The sequence below is a fragment of the Arenibacter arenosicollis genome (assembly GCF_014397245.1).
In the GTDB taxonomy this organism is placed as follows: Bacteria; Bacteroidota; Bacteroidia; order Flavobacteriales; family Flavobacteriaceae; genus Arenibacter; species Arenibacter arenosicollis.
Map to the genome: position 1 here is coordinate 580,597 of NZ_JACLHY010000001.1, position 19,930 is coordinate 600,526.

General features: G+C 36.8%; 17 protein-coding genes and 1 tRNA gene. 6 read left to right on the forward strand and 12 right to left on the reverse strand.

Going from position 1 to position 19,930, the window contains the following annotated elements:
- Nucleotides 1–182: 182 nt before the first annotated feature.
- Together ppk1 and H4O18_RS02405 are read right to left on the reverse strand one after the other, a co-directional pair.
- Nucleotides 183–2,231: a polyphosphate kinase 1 gene (gene ppk1, locus H4O18_RS02400; protein ID WP_187581496.1), complete on the reverse strand. Its 2,049-nt coding sequence runs from the start codon at nt 2,229–2,231 to the stop codon at nt 183–185.
- Nucleotides 2,232–2,804: 573 nt separating this feature from the next.
- A complete protein-coding gene (locus H4O18_RS02405) occupies nt 2,805–2,948 on the reverse strand; it encodes a hypothetical protein (protein ID WP_187581497.1) in 144 nt (47 codons plus the stop codon).
- A 977-nt stretch (nt 2,949–3,925) separates the two neighbouring features.
- On the opposite strand from H4O18_RS02405, the gene H4O18_RS02410 reads away from it, so the two are divergent.
- The 4 genes from H4O18_RS02410 to H4O18_RS02425 all read left to right on the forward strand — a co-directional run bounded on the left by H4O18_RS02410 (nt 3,926) and on the right by H4O18_RS02425 (nt 6,481).
- A complete protein-coding gene (locus H4O18_RS02410) occupies nt 3,926–5,161 on the forward strand; it encodes a tyrosine-type recombinase/integrase (RefSeq protein WP_187581498.1) in 1,236 nt (411 codons plus the stop codon).
- Nucleotides 5,161–5,892: a hypothetical protein gene (locus tag H4O18_RS02415; RefSeq protein WP_187581499.1), complete on the forward strand. Its 732-nt coding sequence runs from the start codon at nt 5,161–5,163 to the stop codon at nt 5,890–5,892. The genes H4O18_RS02410 and H4O18_RS02415 overlap by 1 nt, the downstream gene beginning before the upstream one ends.
- 74 nt (nt 5,893–5,966) lie before the next feature.
- Nucleotides 5,967–6,269 carry a helix-turn-helix domain-containing protein gene (locus H4O18_RS02420; RefSeq protein ID WP_072860179.1) on the forward strand — a complete coding sequence of 101 codons (303 nt, stop codon included), beginning with the start codon at nt 5,967–5,969 and terminating at the stop codon, nt 6,267–6,269.
- Nucleotides 6,263–6,481, forward strand: a complete 219-nt coding sequence (locus H4O18_RS02425) for a hypothetical protein (protein ID WP_187581500.1) — start codon at nt 6,263–6,265, stop codon at nt 6,479–6,481. Before H4O18_RS02420 ends, H4O18_RS02425 begins: the two co-directional genes overlap by 7 nt.
- A 59-nt stretch (nt 6,482–6,540) precedes the next feature.
- On the opposite strand, the gene H4O18_RS02430 is transcribed toward H4O18_RS02425, so the two are convergent.
- From H4O18_RS02430 to mce, 8 genes are all read right to left on the reverse strand, one after another.
- The gene (locus tag H4O18_RS02430; protein ID WP_187581501.1) at nt 6,541–6,681 is read right to left on the reverse strand and encodes a hypothetical protein; all 141 of its coding nucleotides are present in this window, start codon (nt 6,679–6,681) and stop codon (nt 6,541–6,543) included.
- A 1,197-nt stretch (nt 6,682–7,878) separates the two neighbouring features.
- The gene (locus tag H4O18_RS02435; RefSeq protein WP_187581502.1) at nt 7,879–9,042 is read right to left on the reverse strand and encodes an HNH endonuclease family protein; all 1,164 of its coding nucleotides are present in this window, start codon (nt 9,040–9,042) and stop codon (nt 7,879–7,881) included.
- Nucleotides 9,039–10,208 carry an adenine-specific methyltransferase EcoRI family protein gene (locus H4O18_RS02440; RefSeq protein ID WP_187581503.1) on the reverse strand — a complete coding sequence of 390 codons (1,170 nt, stop codon included), beginning with the start codon at nt 10,206–10,208 and terminating at the stop codon, nt 9,039–9,041. Before H4O18_RS02440 ends, H4O18_RS02435 begins: the two co-directional genes overlap by 4 nt.
- Before the next feature lie 183 nt (nt 10,209–10,391).
- Entirely contained in the window at nt 10,392–11,018 is a 627-nt protein-coding gene (locus tag H4O18_RS02445; protein ID WP_187581504.1) for a hypothetical protein, read from the reverse strand.
- Nucleotides 11,018–12,082 carry a DUF262 domain-containing protein gene (locus H4O18_RS02450; protein WP_187581505.1) on the reverse strand — a complete coding sequence of 355 codons (1,065 nt, stop codon included), beginning with the start codon at nt 12,080–12,082 and terminating at the stop codon, nt 11,018–11,020. Before H4O18_RS02450 ends, H4O18_RS02445 begins: the two co-directional genes overlap by 1 nt.
- A gap of 228 nt (nt 12,083–12,310) precedes the next feature.
- Nucleotides 12,311–13,480, reverse strand: a complete 1,170-nt coding sequence (locus H4O18_RS02455) for a DUF4062 domain-containing protein (RefSeq protein ID WP_187581506.1) — start codon at nt 13,478–13,480, stop codon at nt 12,311–12,313.
- Between the two features lie 253 nt (nt 13,481–13,733).
- Nucleotides 13,734–13,807 (reverse strand) — tRNA-Ile (locus tag H4O18_RS02460).
- Between the two features lie 152 nt (nt 13,808–13,959).
- A complete protein-coding gene (gene mce, locus H4O18_RS02465; protein ID WP_187581507.1) occupies nt 13,960–14,388 on the reverse strand; it encodes a methylmalonyl-CoA epimerase in 429 nt (142 codons plus the stop codon).
- 186 nt (nt 14,389–14,574) lie between these two features.
- On the opposite strand from mce, the gene rbfA reads away from it, so the two are divergent.
- Both rbfA and H4O18_RS02475 read left to right on the forward strand, forming a co-directional pair.
- Nucleotides 14,575–14,967, forward strand: a complete 393-nt coding sequence (rbfA, locus tag H4O18_RS02470) for a 30S ribosome-binding factor RbfA (protein ID WP_111622736.1) — start codon at nt 14,575–14,577, stop codon at nt 14,965–14,967.
- A gap of 2 nt (nt 14,968–14,969) precedes the next feature.
- The gene (locus H4O18_RS02475; RefSeq protein ID WP_187581508.1) at nt 14,970–16,178 is read left to right on the forward strand and encodes an ABC transporter permease; all 1,209 of its coding nucleotides are present in this window, start codon (nt 14,970–14,972) and stop codon (nt 16,176–16,178) included.
- On the opposite strand, the gene dusB is transcribed toward H4O18_RS02475, so the two are convergent.
- Together dusB and H4O18_RS02485 are read right to left on the reverse strand one after the other, a co-directional pair.
- Nucleotides 16,175–17,170 (reverse strand): tRNA dihydrouridine synthase DusB, encoded by a 996-nt coding sequence (gene dusB, locus H4O18_RS02480; RefSeq protein WP_187581509.1) that lies wholly within the window; start codon nt 17,168–17,170, stop codon nt 16,175–16,177. The two genes, H4O18_RS02475 and dusB, sit on opposite strands and share 4 nt — an antisense overlap.
- A gap of 236 nt (nt 17,171–17,406) precedes the next feature.
- Nucleotides 17,407–19,761 carry an outer membrane beta-barrel family protein gene (locus tag H4O18_RS02485; protein WP_187581510.1) on the reverse strand — a complete coding sequence of 785 codons (2,355 nt, stop codon included), beginning with the start codon at nt 19,759–19,761 and terminating at the stop codon, nt 17,407–17,409.
- Between the last annotated feature and the right edge of the window lie 169 nt (nt 19,762–19,930).

Below are 19,930 nucleotides of genomic sequence, written 5' to 3' on the forward strand. Positions count from 1 at the left end.
TCAAAATTTAATGCATACCGTTATAGCTGGTGATATTGGGAAAAAATGGAGTTGATACGCACTTGTATGCTTAAAAATCCTAAGTAGATTTTGAACAGCAATGGTTGTTTTTGACCTCTGGACCCATCTTAAAAAGGGGAGTGTGTACTTTATTGAATTAGGAGAATTTGCGGGCAGGTAATTCAGAAACGTTTCAAATATTCATAAATTTCATACTGGGAACGCACCTTTTCTCCCTCAGGCGAAGCTTTTACATAATCATTGGAAGATTCACTCCCAATGATGCGGGCTTTTACATTATCGTTTAATTGAATATTAAGAATATCCTTTAATTGGGCAAAAATGTCTTCGTCCAAAATTGGGGTAATCACCTCTATGCGCTTGTCCAGATTACGGGTCATCCAATCCGCACTTCCCATATAGAGTTCTTCTTCCCCATTATTGTGAAAATGAAAAACTCTGGCATGCTCCAAAAAACGATCAACGATACTAAAGACTTGGATGTTCTCGCTTTGGCCCTTTATTCCAGGTACAAGGCAACAAAAACCACGGATCAATAGCTTAATTTTAACTCCGGCATTGCTCGCTTTGTATAGGCAATTGATCATCTGCTTATCTTCCAGACTGTTCATTTTGGCGGTGATACTTGCAGGTTTATTATTTTCCGCATTGAGAATCTCCCTTTGGATTAAATTTTCGAAACTACTTCTCGTATTAAATGGCGATATCAACAAACGCTTTAGTTTGGGTTTCAACATTTCCCTTTTAAGTACCCTAAAAACTTTTGCCAAATCCCCGGTAATTTTTTCATCGGCGGTAAAAAGTCCGTGATCACAATATACTTTGGCGGTTTTAGAATTAAAGTTTCCCGTTCCAATGTAGGCGTAACCAACCGGTTTCCCATGTTCCAATCGTTCTATATGTAGTATTTTGGAATGGACTTTTACGTTTGGAAAACTATAAAAAACCTTGGCCCCCTTCTCTTCAAATCTCCTGCCCCATCTAATATTGTTGGCTTCGTCGAATCTGGCCTTGGCTTCAACAAATATGGTCACTTGCTTGCCATTATCCAACGCCTCGAGCAAGGCCGATGTCAGTCTTGATTTCTTGGCAATGCGATAAAGGGAAATATGAATAGTGGTAACCTTGGCATCCGTGGCGGCCTCGGATAACCAGTCTTCAATATACCGGAAATCTTGATACGGAAAATGTAACAATCTGTCCTTTTTGGCAATTAGATCAAAGATGCTTTTGGCACTTTCAAATTTCAAAGACTTTAAGGGAGGAAAAGGTTTAAACTTCAATGCTGCATTGTTTATCCCATCCACTAGGGACATGAAATCACTAAAATTGTGGCGCCTACCACCTTCTAACATATCAATTTTGCCCAATTCCAACCGTTTTCTCAATTTTCTTTGTAATTCTTTAGGCATTCCCTGTTCGTAAAGCAGTCTTGTTGGCTGACCTTTCTGCCGTTTGGAAAGGGAGTTATAAATCAGTTCTATCCAATCACCATTCCATTCATCATCGAGATATAATTCCGCATCCTTAGAAATTTTAATATTGAAAAGGGCTGCTATTTCCATTTCTGGGAATATGAGGTCGGCATTTAATTTTAGAACATCCTCCAAATAGGTATATACCTGTTTACCCTCTTCGGCAGGAACCTCAACAAACCTGCCAATTTCAGTAGTGGGCACAAGAACGAACAACAATTTATTACTACTCTTGGTCCGAGCCATTATATATAGGGCCCCCTCTTCCAGTGAATCGGAGGAAACATCTTTACTATCAATAATCGTTAGTTTGGAGGCTACACTTTGCTTAAAGAATTCCTTAAGATCAAATTTCTGTTTCTCGGTATAGTGCTCAAGGCTCAGTAGTTGAATGTTGTTTTCATTCAATTCAGGAAGTATCTCCCCTCTAAAGATATTTCCAAATCGTTGTTGTTGTTGGTCTATTTCGGTCAATAAAGTATTCAATAACTTATTGGGTCTCAGACCCAACGGCTTTCGAATGTTTCTTTTCACCTTTTTTAATTGGCGGAGTTTAGAAATTCTCACTTTAAAAAATTCGTCCAAGTTAGACGAAAAAATGGCCAGGAACCGCAATCGTTCCAATACGGGATTTTCTTTATCCGCTGCCTCCTGCAAAACCCTTTCGTTGAAACGGAGCCAATCCAATTCCCTGTCCCTGTAGGTGTATTTTTCTTTTTTTGCAGTTGTTCCCATGTGGCCAAAGTACTAATACTCCGGCAACAATATTAACTCATTCAATGTTTAAAAATTAACTCTAATTTAAAATGTTCTCAAAAGTACCTTTCCAAATCTAGATTTTGGGATTTGAGTTGGGCCTTTTCATATTTCTATAAAACCTATTCCAATGATTTGGGGTTCCCTCCTTTTGGTCCGTTGGGCACTTGGCTATATCCCTGGTGATGCTACGGGGATGCCGCCGCGGTACCTGCCTTCCGCAGGCAGGCCTAACGCAAAACATAAAATTTATTCATTTTTAGAGATTGACGCATAAATCAATATTGATTCCCTAGAAGTAAATTTATCCGAGGCAAGGCCACGGAGCATTTTAATTATATACGTTTTCAAACTTTAGTCATATACTAACAAGACAAGTTTCGGATATTTACCCGATTAGAATAAAAAAAGGGCTTTCGCCCCCTTTCCAGTATTATCCTTGATTAAGAAAACGGTTTTAAAACTAAGGCAGTATGCCTACACCTTTCTTTTCCCGCACCTATGACAGATTAATGTCAATTCTATTGTTTTGACAATATCATTTTTTTAATATTATTTTTTACTTTGATTTTCATCTATAGTTTTTTTGTCAATGTCAAAAGTCTTATTCTTGACACTGGTGCCGCCAGTTGGATTAGTGGGGTTTGATTGTTCTACTTTTCTATTAAATTTTCTTTTATCCTGTGTAACGCCCATGATTATGGTTTTTAAAGTTCATCGTCAATGTAATGGCTAGGCCTTCTAATATCTAATTAATACAGCCAAACCTTTGTTAATTCGTTCATTTTAAGATATTTATCGCTCCTAGATAGCTTTGAAACTTCCGATCCGTATTCTAGTAAACAACCCAAATAAAAAAAGCCTTAATTAATTTTTTTCGAATTAAATTCTATACTTATAGATAAGATAGTTTTATATCAGAAATGTGCTATATATCTTTTGCGTTATAGCCTTTGTCCTCCTCATACTGTTTACAGGGCTTATCAAGCGTTTTCTGTGGTCCCACTTAGCTTACCGCCTTCTGCGGCATAGACTTCTCGCCGAGGTTTTGTTCCACAAAAAAAGTCCTAGCGAAAGCTAGGACTTTTTGTTACCAGGTTGTGGTCCCACCTGGACCCCCTATGGTTTGATGCTATTTTATTACATTTTACTGTATACTAGCCTTTTAACCCCTATAAACAGTACATTATTTCACAACCCGTAACAAGCCAAAAACAAGCCAAATTAAAATTATTCGTCCCCTTATTCGTCCCCTATTCTAGTTTTTTATATATATTTGATACCAAATAGTAAGGATGAAATTGGTCAATACAGACAGATTAAGAGTACAGCAAATAGGTAATAACGAGTATATAACTTGGGCTACTCCTTCCAGAATTTTATTCTTCCCAAAAGCATCCTACAAACTTGAGGATAATGGAGAAATAATAAGTTGTAAAATTATAAACTATACTAAGTCCATAATCTTAAACACTCTTGTATTTGTTGTACTCTGCATTATAACATTATATATAAAAAACGAAAGTTTTAATAAATTAAACAGTTTTGCTCCATTCTTTATTGGCTACCTACCATTTTTAGTTCTGGTGAATTATACAATTATCAGGGCAACTAAACGAGAGGTTAATAAACAACTTAGCAAAAATAACACGAAAGTATAACCAGATTATAGGATGGCAAAAGCAAAATTTATACTCAAAGAACCTACCTCAAAAATAGAAACATTGGTCTATATGTTTTACAATTATCAATACAAGAGGTTTAAATATTCGACAGGGGAAAAGATAAATCCAAAGTTTTGGAATCCTAAAGCGCAAAGAGCAAAAGAATCGAAACAATTTAGGGAATATCCAGAATTTAATTCCCGTTTGGACAAATTAGAAAACGGCATGAACAATGCCTTTCGAAGATTACTGAATGATGGAATACAACCTAATAATGAAATCTTAAAAAAAGCCCTTGAAGCTGAATTATCGGGCAACATTTTACAAGCCAACAAAAAGACCTTCTTTGATTTCATTGAGGGTTATATTGAAGAGAGTAAACTAAACAAGAAATCAGGAACAATTAAAGTCTACAACACTACTTTCAGTTATCTAAAAGAATATGCTAAAAAAATAAATAAGAGCGTAGATTTTGAATCAATCACCTTAGAATTTTATAATCAGTATACGGCATATTTAGCTGTTGATTCCAATCTCTCCGCGAATACCGTTGGCAAGCATATCAAGACAATTAAATCTTTTATGAACGAAGCTACTGAAAGAGGTTATAATGATAACCTAGAATTCAAGAAGCGAAAATTCAAAACCCTTAGGGAAGAAGCGGACACTATTTACTTAAATGTAGACGAACTAAAGGCAATGGAAAATATAGATTTATCGTCTAGCCCGAGATTGGAAAAAGTGAGGGATTTATTCTTGGTAGGTTGTTATACTGGATTGCGTTTTTCTGACTTTACACAGATTAAACCTGAAAATATAGTTGCTGATAAATCCATGCTCCAAATAAGAACACAAAAAACGGGGGAACGGGTTTCTATCCCACTTCACCAAACGGTAAAAAACGTCCTGAAAAAATACAATAATATTCTTCCTACTGCGTATACTAATCAGGTAATGAACAGATATCTCAAAGATGTGGCAAGTTTGGCACAATTAAAAAGTGAGGTAGAAACCACCATAACAAAGGGAGGAGTAATGAAAAAAGAGGCAGTGAAAAAGTTCAACTTAGTTACAACCCACACAGCGCGAAGAAGTTTTGCTACCAATTTATTCTTGGCAGATATTCCCGCAATTTCCATCATGAAGATAACAGGACATAAAACGGAACGTTCCTTTATGCAGTACATCAGGGTAACACAGGAACAAAACGCAGATAAATTATTAAACCATCCATTTTTCAATTAATGAAAGTTAGAAACCTCCAAGAACTTCAGGACATATTCAATATTAGATATGAGAAAATCAAGAATAAGACACTCCTAATTGAAGATGAATTAAAACAAATTGATGAATTTTTTAAAACAGAAGGTAAAAATATTTATAGACCTGATATCATTGATTTTTTAAGTAATAATGATATTGTCCCCAATTCTGTATTCAATACACATTGGATTTACCCGCCCACTGGATATTTTCCTTATTTCAAATACTATTATGAAGGATATGTATATGAAGAAATCGAACATCAATTACCAGAAAGCAAAGCAACTGACAAATTTACCCAAAATGAAATGGCCAGTTATTTAGAAGGTGTGAAACCTGTAAGATTACAAGCAATTGAACTCGCCAAGTATACTATTTGGTTAAAAGAATTGAAGATCAATCCTTCCGTAAAAGCACCAATTAGTAAATCGAATCTATCACTAAAACAAAGAATCCTTGCCCTTCATTATTTGGGATTGGATTTCAACAAATACAATCAAACTGCATTGGGAGACGTCTTGAGTTTGGTCATTGATAAAAACGATTCCAACACAAGAACTGCTATAAATGAACTGCTATCCGCTAAAAACGAGAACAAAATAAAATCAAATGAAAATCTTCTTAAAATGCTGGAAGTATTTGATAACAAGGCCTATACAAACATAAAATTGAAAATAAACAACGACCTCGAAAAATTTGGGGTACCTGATTGAGGTTACCACAACCGAATAATTGAATCCCCGATAATTCATATTTGTGCCATTGTTTAATTAAATAGAACAAAATAATGGCAAAATTAATGCTGAGTACCTTGGAACTTTCCGACATCAAAAAAATAGTCGAGGAAGTTATTGAAAACAAGTTAAAGAACTTTAACCCACAACCGGAAAAGGAAGAACTAAAACTCTTATCAAGGAAAGAAACGGCCAAACTTCTATGTATCTCCCTGCCCACGCTCCACGATTGGACAAAAACTGGGATAGTCAAGGCCCACAGAATAGGGAACAGAGTTCTCTATAAACTGGAAGAGGTCAACGGTGCTTTGAACATGATTCAAACATCCAAAAATGGAAGGGGGCCTAAATGTTAAAGAAGAAAAATGATTACTCCGTTATTGTATTCTTTGAAAAAGGAAGTACACCCAAAAAATGGAATTATGTCCACAAACTGAACAGCTTTTCCATGTTCCTTAAAAAGAAGCACCCCGATTGGCAATACATGAACGTTTACAATAGGCGGTCTGGTGCCTTCATGCGCAGACTCCAAAGGGACAGTTTCATTCCCCAGTTCATCACCGAATAGTTTTCTTTTTTTTTAACCTTTAAAGAGTACCACCTTTAATAATTCACCTGTTAATGGTTTTAATGAAAAAACCCAATAAAATCTTCAACCCCCTTATCCTTATATCCAGCATTCCCGTAAACTCCGCTGACCCTTGCTGTCACATCGTCCTTTCCTTTAAGAAGTTTACATTTTACCTCTCTTAAATATTCCCTGTCCATATCATTTTAAATTATTACTTGCCCGGGCCTTGTTGGATATATGCCGTGGCCACAAACCCTTTTTCATGTCCTTGGGAGGGGCATAAATAAGGAAATTTCCACATTGGCCCCAAATACTTACTAATACGGGCATTTTCGCCCGTGCCCAATGAAACAATCTATCGTCCCTTAGTTTCTGCACTATCTTTTTAGCGTTGCTCTAAGAATGAGCGTAAAAAAGATTGGGGAGAGGGACGACACTTGCGCCTTGGCCATAAAATTGCTATCCGCTTTAAATTGTTCAAAAAACGGCTGTTGATAACTTTTGCAGGGTCTTTTTGCCTTGGAACCTTAAAAACGCAAATAGTGCGTCCTAACGCTCTTTTTTCCATGAAGGGTATATATGGAGGGGGTAGGGCCTTAGTTTCTTAATTAGGGCGCATTTAACGCAGCGAAGGCATTACCTTCTCCGGTGCCCGACACCTCTCCCAAGGCAAAAATCCGTTGACGTCCCTTCTTAAAAAAATAACACTGGTGCGCGCTAGTAACACCCGCACCCGTATTGCCGTTGTGCAAAGCGAAATTCGACCTTAGCCCAATAAACACGGGGCTTGAGCCAAAAAGCTTTAACAAAAACTTAACATTTGTTTTTTTGGGCACACTAATCTCCCGGACCGCCTTATTTTACTGGTGCTCCCAGCGTTTTTAACTTAACTAATAGAAAATCAGAAACTTACGTTTATTTTATTGACCTTAAAGGCTATTTTTGACTGTAAACATTTGATTTACAAATAATTACTAAAATCAAATCATAACTGCCTAATAATCAGCACCTGTTCAAATTGTTGATAACTATCCCCAAAATGCTTTTTTATCCATTTTTAGCGTCCGTTGCCTTGGGGGAAAAATCAAAATAATGAATCGCGGATATTTTATATAACGGACCGTTGTAGCCTCGACCTTTTTGTAGCCTTCCTTAAAATAGGACAGTATAAAATTCGAATTTATTAATTTTAATCTAGGATGGATCACATAGGATGCGGAGCAAGTTACATATGGTATTGAAGTATTGACAACCAGGCAAAAGGCTAAAAAGTGTTGCCAACAATTCAACACCCCAAAATCAACATTATGGATTGATAAAAAATAAAATATTAACTTTAAGGAACTGGACTAGTGCTTTTCAAATGACACATTGTTGGCAGCTGGCTTTTTCTCTTATCGATTTCCTTTTGCGCGATTATGCGTCTTGCATAGCATCTCACAGTTTTTAATATCGGTTGCACCTCCTTTGCTCCATGCGGATACATGGTCTGCATCCATATCTGCAAGACTCCAAATCTTAGTCTTGTTAGCATCATGGCCCATGGCGCAGTGCGGACAGTTTGATACACCTTTTTTTTCTGATTCAGCTTTCTGTTTTGCATAGACTGACCTTTTAGTCGATTCTTCAAATACTCGCACTTCGAGCAATTTGGTTTCTACTGATCCTCCTAGGACGTATTCAAAAATTCCCTTTCTATTTTTTACAAACAAATCACCATAAAGCTTCTGTACTTCGGCACTAACTTTTTTAGGATCATAGGCCTTCTTGTGGTATGATTCATACAGGCGACCCCACTCCAAACCACACATTTCTTTCTCTACATCTATGAAAACCGAGGATGCCCAATCTATAACGGAGTTGAAGTAGGTCTTTAGCTCATTAATATTGTCGTCAGAGCGGTGACGGCTCATATATTCCACTATGCTCCCTTTACTCACCCAATCCAGCGCGCGTTCTAGATAATCTTGTCTATTTGGGCTGCCCTTAATGTAGGCTCCTCTTTTTTGGTTGTTGGCATTCTGTGTGTTGCTGAACTCTTCTTTGCCAAGTGTGACGAAGGGTCCTGAAAAAACAGCATTATTCAATTCCTGATCAGTGAGCGGAACTCCAGCAATATTGATGGTCTTGAACCATTCCTTAATCTCGAATTCTTGTCCTTCACATTCGTAAACGAGCAATTTAGTTTCTAATATCTTATTCCGTTTTTCAACTGCAATACTTCCAAAGTATTGTTCCATCCCGTTCTCGTCCTTTACGGCAAATCTGCCTGTCACATACCTACCTATACTTGTAATACGCTGCTGTCCATCCAACACTTCCATGTTCTCGGAACTTACCTTGTTGAAATAGATGAGCCCCAATGGATAGCCTTTGAGAATTGATTCAATAACCGCAACATCCCTTCTACCATCAGCATAAATGTAGTTACGTTGGTACTCTGGCTGTATGGTTAGCTTGCCAGCAAGTCCGAAGAGGCCTTTGCCTTCCAATTCATTATAGACAAAACCTTCGCAGATATCTTTGACCGTAATGTCAGTTCTTAGTGTTGTAATCATTTGCTCACGCTTTTATGTTTAATAAGTACCCTTTGGTAGACTTTCTCAAATAGACCATCTCGAAAAACGACTCCACTTGCATTCAAATCGTATGTGCCTTTTTTACCAAATTTGGCTAAATAGGCTTGCTTGCATTCTGCAGTGGTGTATACTTTTGTCTTTAAATCGTACAGGTCTTCATTTTCGCACATTCCTAAAATTTCAAATTGCTCAGGGTTACGCTTATCAAGGAAACTGATAGGTACACCCATCATTCCATCGAAATCACTTGGAATCGCATCTGTAAAGGAAACCTCTATCGCATCATAATTATCATATTCTTCATACGTTTCCCTGCCCTTCATTTTCTTGTTAAATCTCAGGTTATCTGCCATGGTCATCAATTGCAACGGCCGGTGACGTCTACCATGATCAATAGTAGTAAACCAACATGAATTGCCAAGTCTTGTATAGTCCCCAACATATCCCAACCGCGCAGCTTTTTGTCTATCTTTTTCATCAACTTCAGTTCCTTCCGGTACAGCAAAAACCATATCGCTGCCATTACCCGTGGCACCAAGCCACATCTTATTCTCCTTTATCAATGGAAATACCTCCTTATAAGTAATAGCATTCATATTCCCGATGATTACAAACTGTTTATCAGCCTCAACGATCCAAGCTAAAAAATCACGAAATAACGAGAAAGGTGGATTCGTAATAATGATGTCGGCTTCATTTCGAAGCTTCTTTACCTCCTTGCTATTAAAGTCTCCATCGCCATCCAAATAATTCCATTCTAGATCGTCCACATCTATTTTTCCGTCACCGCTCTTGTCATGCGTCAAGGTGAAAATCTTGCCGTTTTTGGTGGTCTTACCACTGTCGTACTGTGGTGCACTTTCCTCGAACATCGTCACTTGGTAACCACCTTTATAATGCTTACTATCAACCGCATAACTTGTGCTGATGAGTTTTTTTAATCCAAAGCGCTCAAAATTTTGCGCAAAGAACTTAGTGAAATTGCTCCACTCTGGGTCATCGCAAGGTAATAGCACAACCTTACCTCGAAACACATCTTTGTTGAAATCTAAATACGCATTGATTTCCTTTTCGATATCATGGTACTGCGTATAAAATTCATCATTTTTCGCCCTTTTTGCTTTGGTTAGGTTGCTATTTGCCATATTATATTTCTAATCAAATTTTTAATTGGTTATGAGTCTTTCTGATTGCTGCCTAAGGTCTTTTATATGAAAAGTAGCGGGCTTTATGCACTAACTTTTCGGCTTGTATATGACCTTTATTTTATGTTTATACTTTCGTTTGAGCACTTTTTCCTCTATTTTTATACAAAATGTTGTGATACGTTATTTTATTCGATTGGCCATATCCTCAATCAAATCAAAAAATTCAAGTAAATGATATTTTGTTGGGTCAACACGAGAAGTCAAAAGTAAATATTCACCAATTGTTGGTGTCGTTAGAGGATTAGTACCATAATAAATTCTCAACACTTTCTTAAAACCATTTAGCGATTGAATCGAGTTATGAGCAATATGATTTCTAACCTTTTTATAATCAGTAAGTCTCGTTCTATTAGCCGCATAAGGGATTTTTATTGGGAAACCATCCTTTAAATATAGTTCTGACCTTTCTATTATTATATCTGGTGAATTCCAATCTAAAAAGGGCATAGAAGATTGAAGCATCTGTTCTGCGTGAAAAAAGTCTTTTGGTTTTAAAAATGAATTTACTTTTTGTCCATTAGTTCTTTTTTTTTCTTGAGTATAAAGAACAAATACATCTCGAATGTAATTTTCATATTCTCTAAAAGCGTTAAAAAAAAGAGATTCTGTCAATAGATGTATTTGTTTCTTAGACAATACACCGCTAGAAAAATTTGTCTGATTATTCCTGTCAAAACTGCGTAGGTTTGCAACTTGTCTAGTAAAATCATTATACGCCGCCGATATTTTTATTCTCTTTTTAGCCATTAATTTGCCAAAAAGCTATTTATTTTTTTGCAAACGAAATCTGCTCTTGCAATCCTAGCTGCAGTATCAGTTGTTCCTCGTCTGGTATAGTATATGAAATCTTTATATTCTGATGGAATTTCTGCATCTTTTTCCTCTGTATATTCGTCATATTTTAATGAAATTTCATCAAGTGCTACTCGTATTTTGCCAACAAGTTTTTCTGACAATTTAGGTCTTGGTGTATTCTCTAATCCCTTTAATCCATATAAGGAATGTCCAATTGAAGTAAAAAATGTATAAAATAAAGGTGTTCTTTTCCAATTAGTATTTCTCAATTCAGCAGATGGATAAATTGCACCTATGTAAGACATTATTTTATCAAATTTCTCTTTGGCCTTTGGAAGTTCGCCTTCATCTTCTTCGTATCTTTTGTAGTAAGTTTCTACACCTTTATTAGTCCTTACGGAATCTATTAAACTAACGAATAGGTCTGCAGACATTTCTGCCTCGGCCATTCTTGAGACATTTGCTTTTGTAAGAATACCTGCGTCTATCCAATAACTGACATATTTTAATCCATAATTGAAGATAGTTTGTTTGAAATAACCAACATACCTAGCATTATATATCTCTTGGGTGGTTAGTTTTACAGTATAGGAATTTATACGAGCGAATATATCAAGAATGTCTTCATAGGGCATATCAAATAACAAGTCTACTCCTAATTCATATTTTAAAAATTCATTTTGCACCTCTTTTGGTAAGGAATCAAAAGTTTTACCTGCATACTCTTCGTTGTGAACTCTGCTTATTTTAAAATCACCATTATAGAAACCTAACATAGTTCTTAAACGCTGTTGTCCATCTACAACTATTCTCACATTTTTTGTTCCTTGAAGTCTTTGGGAAATTAAAATTTTAGGAATCGGTTTACCTCTGATTATGGTATCTATTAAATAGGATTTTGCCTTTTCTGTCCAAACAGACCTTCTTTGAAAATCAGGTGATAGTTCTAAATGTCCATTTTCATTCCACTCAATGAAATCAGATATATTATATGTTCTTGTATCGAAATTTTTCATTCTATAAATTTAGTTTTTTTCTAATATACAGCAACGGTCTTGTGTATGAAACGTAGTGTGTAAAAGGACGCTAATTATTCGGATAAAAGCAGAGCCGAATTTCTATATTTTGTTTTTAACTTATCAATATTAAAAGCCAAATTATTAAATTTGGCGGATTAGAAAATAAGCACAAGTCTTCGGGCTAAGTACTTGTTAGCCATGTTTTATACACGGTCTTAGCCAACATTATTTATCAAAGTAACTATTTGCGAAATCAATAATGTCAGTTGTTTTTAATTCGTCCGTAAACGCTCCTCTGTAATCATAGAAGGTATCATCTTTTTTAGCAAAATCATTCCAATTATTATGAAAACATCGCATTAAATTAATAAGCTTTAGAGTTGCAAGATTTAAATCATCCAGCTGACCTTTTACATAACCGTATTCATATTCTTTTATGAAAAAATTATCCCTATCCATTCTTGCCAACTTTTGATAATGCTCGCCTCTTTTGAAATTAATCAAAGATTTTTCAATTATTTCCAATGTTTGGATTGTCATTTTGATGTACTCAGGCATTTCATATGTTTCTGTTTCCGCGTTAAAATAGGAGAACTCACCTTGAGAAATATAATTGAAAGTGCGATTTATTTTTAAAAGAAGTTCCTCTTTATAAGTAAAGAATTGAATAAAAGCTATAATGTGTATTGCAACATCCTTATCAATTCTTTCTTCTTTGAAATAATCTCGAAACTTTAAATCCGGAATATTGATAGCCTCTTTTATTGTTTTAATTCCTTTTCCGTCCCCTTTATCTCTTATCAATAAAGTTTTCAGAATTTGAGTAAGTTCTTGTTTTAAATATACCCTGTAAACACTTTTTTTCCTATTAGCCTCAGTAAAAAGTCCATTTTGATTGGTTTCTAAAACTTGAATTATATCATCGAATTTGTCAAAAGTATATCTCCATCTTCCAATTTGCTTATCTAGCAAAGAATTATTAACTAATTCATTTATAAATTGATGTTGTATTAAAGCCATTTTATCTACGTCATTATTTACATAGTAGTCCCAAGCTTGTTTTCTGACAAATGCTATTAAATTAAGGTTTTCTCCTTTTTTTTTGAGCTCTAAAAAGTATTTAAACTCCTCTAATGTTACTGTGGTTTTGGTACCGTTAGATAATTCAAATTCATATCCTGGCTTTACCCCGATTATGAGAAGGTAATAATCTGAAACTTCTATTCTTGATTTACAGTTTTCTAAGGAATCTTTGTCACAATCAGCACCAAAATCAGGTTCTTCGGACATTAAAACACGAAAACCACTCTTGCCTAAAAAATACTTTAAAGCACCTCGCAAATCATAAAATTCCGAAATTATAGAACTTATAAATACTGTTGGTTGTAGGTTCATAATGTTGACTAACAATAGGACATAATTATTAACTATATCCCACTTATAAAAACTAAGATAATGAATACTAATAAGAAATTCTATTATGAAAATTAAAGTATCTTAAATTGAACTTTTAGGATAGGGATTATACTCGTATCGAGACTCTGTAAAACACAATATTATTTAAAATATATTCGTCCCCCGATTCGTCCCCTAAAAAAGAAAAAGCCCCGTAAACGTAGTGTTTACAGGGCTTATTAATCATTTTCCGTGGTCCCACCTGGGCTCGAACCAGGGACCACCTGATTATGAGTCAGGTGCTCTAACCAACTGAGCTATAGGACCATTTCCTTTTTTGCTTCTACCTTCAAATACGCTTATTTGAAAAAGCAATCGGGAACCGCAAATTGCGGATGCAATATTACTACTTATTTTTCAACACTGCAAACAAAATTACAAGCTTAATTGGGCTTAGGTATACACTACCTCCACAAATATCATTCCTCTCCGCTTTGGGCAGTTGCCGAAAGATCTTCCTGGCAAAGCTCTATCAGCACCCCATTGGTACCCTTGGGATGTAAAAAGGCCACCAGTTTGTTATCGGCACCCTTTTTGGGAATTGTGTTTAAAACGGTAAATCCTTCCTTGGCCAAACGCTTTATTTCAGCTTCTATATCGTCTACAGCAAAAGCAATATGGTGCACCCCTTCTCCCCTTTTCTGCAAAAATTTTGCTATAGGGCTATTGTCATCAGTCGCTTGTAACAATTCTATCTTGTTGGGACCAGCTCTAAAAAAGGACGTTTTAACACCCTCGGAAGCCACCTCTTCAATTTTATAGTGTGGCACTCCCAATAATTTTTCAAACAAAGCATTGGAGGCCTCCAGATCATGTACCGCTATTCCCAGATGTTCAATTTTGTTCATTTTCACAATATTTAGCCGATGCTGAATTCGTCAGATTTAGTTTATTTTTGGCGCCTCCACATGAATTAATCGGATTGTCTAAAGGGCTTGTCTACCCTTTCTTCCAAAAATACTACATTCCACATAATCTAAAGCTAATCCGCTCCCAATCATAGAATCTATATAAATATATCGTATTTTTGCCCTATGGAAACACAACGACAGAAGAAAATAGGCGGGGTAATACAAAAAGATATCGCGGATATTTTACAACGTGCGGCAACCGATGGTGGACTAAAAGGTACACTTATTTCGGTATCCAAGGTGTCGGTCACCTCTGACCTTTCCATTGCCAAAATATATGTGAGCATTTTTCCTGCTACCAAAGGCAAGGAATTAATGGAAGGAATTAAGTCCAACCAGCCCATGATCAAACACGAACTTGCTCAACGTACCAGGCATCAGTTAAGAAGGGTTCCAGAACTTTTATTCTTTTTGGATGATTCCTTGGAATATATAGACGGCATTGAAAAGTCGCTCAAGGGCGAAGAAAATCCTGTTAAGAATCCTGATCTATTGGAGAAAAGGAAAAAATCATAAGATTGAACTTCCCTTTATACATAGCAAAGCGGTACTTACGTTCCAAGAGTAGCCAAAATGCCGTAAACATTATCAATTTTATTACTTTTCTGGTCATCGTTATTGGATCGGCAGCCCTCTTTATTGTGCTCTCCGGTTTTGCGGGACTAAAAACCTTTAGCCTTTCCTATACCAACATGGTAGATCCTGATCTAAAGGCTTTACCGCTAACAGGTAAATTCTTTAGCGTTTCGGAATCCCAGGACAAAGAACTTCAGCAACTACACGGCGTTGTTGCCTATTCCAAGGAAATTGAGGAAAAGGTATACCTAACCCACGACCAAAAAGCGCATATTGCCTATATAAAAGGAATAGATTCAACTTTTATAAAAACCACACCTATTGATAGTAGCCTGTATTTTTATGGAGATTGGGCCATAAACGGATTACAAGGTGTTGCCGGACAAGGAATCGTTAATCTTTTGGGATTGAGCATCAACAATTTTAGAAGTCCCTTAATTACTAGAGTACCCAAACCAGGTAAGGGACTCCTAGGACAGCGTTTATTAAAGGACAGCTATAATGAAACTTCCCTTATCATCAGTGGCATATATCAAATTGAAGAGGAGTTAGATCGAAAATATATTTTTGCGGATCTGCCATTGGTCCAGGCTTTACTGGAGAAAGATAGTACCCAGATATCCGGGATAAATTTTAAATTGACCAAGGACTCCAATATTCCTGATCTAAGGCGACAAATCGAAGCTATTTTTTCTGGTCAAATAGTTCTCAAGGACCGCAGGGAATTAAATAGTACCCTACACCGGATGTTAAATACGGAGAATCTGGCCACCTACCTCATCTTTACACTAGTACTTATCATTGCCCTATTTAATGTGGTAGGTGCCATTATTATGATGATTTTGGACAAACAGCAAAACTCCAAGACATTGTATAATTTAGGTACGACCATAAAGTCACTTAGAAGAATTTATTTTGTACAAGGTATATTGGTAACCGGACTGGGAGGCCTTATCGGTGTGTTTTTGGGTTCTTTGTTAATATGGTCGCAATTGGCCTTTGGGTGGCTTAAAATAACTCCAAGCTTGTCCTATCCTGTAGAATACGGACTGATCAATGTGTTTATTGTATTGGCCACTATTATTGTCTTGGGGATAATTGCTTCCCTGATTGCCAGTAGTAGGATCAATAAAAAATTAATAGCGCATTAACTTACAAATTCGAAATCCCCGAATTTTTCCATAACCTCATCAAAAGCTTCAAACACGTCTACTGAATGGTCACTGGTGACCATTTTCATGCGGTACTCCTTAAAATTGGGAATTCCCTTGAAATAGTTGGTATAATGCCTACGGGTTTCAAAAACGCCCAATTGCTCCCCTTTCCAATCTATGGCCATTTGTAAATGCCTACGGGCTGCCTGCACTCGTTCCTCCATGGTTGGAGGAGCTGCATGGGTCCCTGTTTTAAAATAATGCTTCACCTCTTTAAAGAACCAAGGATATCCAATGCTGGCACGACCTATCATGGCACCATCCAATCCGTATTCATCCCTCATTTTCATGGCCATTTCAGGAGTATCCACGTCTCCATTTCCAAAAACCGGAATATGCATGCGTTGGTTGTTCTTTACCTCAGCAATAGGCCTCCAATCGGCTTCCCCCTTATACATTTGTACCCTGGTTCTCCCGTGAATGGATATGGCCTTGCAGCCCACATCCTGTAAGCGTTCCGCCACTTCCACAATTTTAATGGAATCGGAGTCCCATCCCAAACGGGTTTTTACCGTAATTGGTAGCTTGGTATGTTCTACCATGGCCTTGGTCAAGGACACCATTAGGTCGATATCCTTCAGGATGCCGGCTCCAGCTCCTTTGCTCACCACTTTTTTTACAGGACATCCAAAATTGATATCGATAATATCAGGACCAGACTTTTCCACTATCTCTACAGATTGTAGCATGGAGTCTAGGTTGGCCCCAAAAATTTGTATCCCCACCGGACGTTCCTTTTCATAAATATCCAACTTCATGACGCTTTTGGCAGCATCACGTATAAGACCTTCCGAAGAGATAAATTCGGTATACACCACATCTGCCCCCTGCTCCTTGCACAAGGCGCGGAAGGGTGGGTCACTAACATCTTCCATTGGTGCAAGCAACAATGGGAAATCCGGTAATTGAATGTCTCCTATTTTAGGCACAGTATAGATCCTTTAAATTTTGGGACTGCAAAATTACTGAAAAATTATATAATCCTATATTTCAGGGGGTAAGAAATGTCACAGACAGATAAATACCATAAAACTGTTTTGTTCAATCCAATATTTTAAGACGATGCTGATTGCTATTCTGATTATTGTCCTTACCTTTTCATTTCCAATTTTATAATTCCATCCCAAGAAAGTCATTAGGGTTGTGGAGCTTTGTTGGGCGGATTTTAGAGCCTGTCCCGTTCATCCGTTTCCTTGGACTTATAATTGTCCCTTATCTTCATATTGCCAAAATTATATCTAAATCCAAGGGAAAATATTCTACCATTCGGCCTGTAAATGGATATATTATCCTGGTTACCATATTTACGGGTATTTTTTAGTTTAAACTGCTTAAAAATATCGGTCAATCCCATAGTAATGGTTCCTTTTTTGCCCCAAATATTCTTTTTTAGGGAAATCCCCCATTCATTGTAGTATTCCTGTCTGGAATTCCCAATTACAATCGGGGAAACATAGGAATAGTTAAGGCTGGCCGTTAAAGATCGGTCTTCCAGAAGGGTGAAATTATTGTTGAATTGCAACAAGAGCGTCCACAGTCCTTGATCCAAGGTTTGTAGTGATAGAATATCGGTAAAGCGCTCTGTCCCGTAATAGTACGAAGAAAGGAAATAGGTATCCCAAGAATTGGATATCTCTTTCCTATAAATAAAATCCAGGCCATAGGCCAATTCCCTATCCGTATTATCCGTTATAAATCTCAGAAGTTTGCTTTCATTGTCCTGAAAGGTCAACAATCTCATAACATTCCTATGATATCTATAAAATAGCTCAAAGGTGTAATCCCTGTTATAGGTATAGGACATTATCACCGAATTCTTAAAGGAAGGCTGCAGGTTTACATTGCCCTCCACTACAGAATTATTACTCTGAAAAACCTGAAATGGATTGATCTTATTATAACTGGGCCTAATGATACTTCTTTTATAGCTAGCCCCGAATCTATGTTTTCTGTTCGGGTTAAACTGAAGAAATAAGGTTGGAAACAGTTCCAAATAATGATTCTGAATCTTGTCCGTACTATTGCTGAAGTCCCCTTGGGTTTCCGTATACTCGGCCCTTAATCCAGATTTCATGGTCCAATTGTTCCAATTGGCATCAAAGCTGGCGTAACCGGCTAAAATTTCTTCATCGTAAAAAAATGTACCATCCTCTGTAGGTTCTATACCCTCTTGGTCCCGGTCAAAACCTTCTTGGGCAATATAACTTTCGGAGTCAATAAGTGCATATTTTATACCTGATTCAAAATTGGCATTTTCTCCTATAGGCGAAGAATAATCTACTTGAACACTAAATAATTTGGTCTGCTGCTGATTAAAGGTGCTAAAGTCGTTCTCTCCTACCGTGGCCCCGTCCCCATCATAAAAATCGGTTTCCAAAGCCTGGTTTTTATCATAGTCGTAGTATGTGAAATGTGAATTAACCCCCAACTTAGACCCTAAATCATTGAACTTGTGTACATAATCCAAATAAAAGGCGGCGTTGATCGCTTCAAACTTGGCATAGTTCAAGGTTAGAAAGCCCGAGGTATCGCCATTATTGGCATTCTGTATTTTTGTATCGGAAAAATCTCTGGTCAAATAAGATGGAGTAAAGGTGCCTATGGAAGAAAAACTTAAGGTATTATTGTCGTCTAGGGCATAATCAAAAAAAGCACTGGTATTGTGTTTCTTGCTTCTATAGATAACCTCCAAATCAGAAGTCCAAGTATCCGTTATTTGGGCATCCTCAATAAAATTGGTGATATCCGTATAATTCGTTAATATCTTGTTCTGGGTATAACTATAATTAAAAGAGGCCTCCAACTGCCTACCCTTAAAATAGTGACTGGTGCCAAGCATTTGACGCGGAAAAACACCTTGACTATATCTGTTATATACAGCACCATTATACCCGGCAATTAAATTTTTTTTCATTTTAATATTGATCAAGGTCCCTCCCTCGGCATCATATTTTGCTGGTGGTGTAGTTATGACCTCAATAGATTGCACTCCCTTGGCGGAGGTACCGCTTAGAAGATTTAGTATATCTTCCGGCGGAAGATTTACCTTTTTATCGTTGATCATTATTTGGACCCCGCCTTCACCCTTTACCGTAATCCCATCATTCTTTACAAATACAGTTGGGGTACTTTTAAGAACATCCCATATGTCGGAATCGGAAAGGGCCGTATTTTCTATATTAAATACCAAACGATCCACCTTTTGTTCCAGTGTTGGCTTTTTAGAAACCACAACCACTTCATTTAATTCCTGCCCTGTGGAATCTATAAAGAGGGTATCTACAATTAAATCAGAATTAACATCCACCAATTTGTAGCCAGAATAGTTCCCTATATAACTAGCGCGTATAAGGTATTGGTTGTGGATTACATTATCGAAATAAAAAACACCATTTTCGTCAGAAGCTGCACCCTTGACAAAACTGGTATCCGATACTTTATAAAGCAGTATATTTGCAAAGGCAACCTCTGCGCCGTCAGTTTGCTTAACATGTCCTGAAACCTTGTATTCTTGGCCCATGACAGGGACGCATAATAGAAGAAGGAATAGGGTAAAGACCTTTGACATTGTCACAAACGGTGGCATATTCGTTATAAAAATTTTTAAAGTTAACTTTTTATTAACTACCCACAATGTTTTCTCTAAACTTTGTAGTAAAAATCTACCAACCAGGAATTAGCCACTAGAA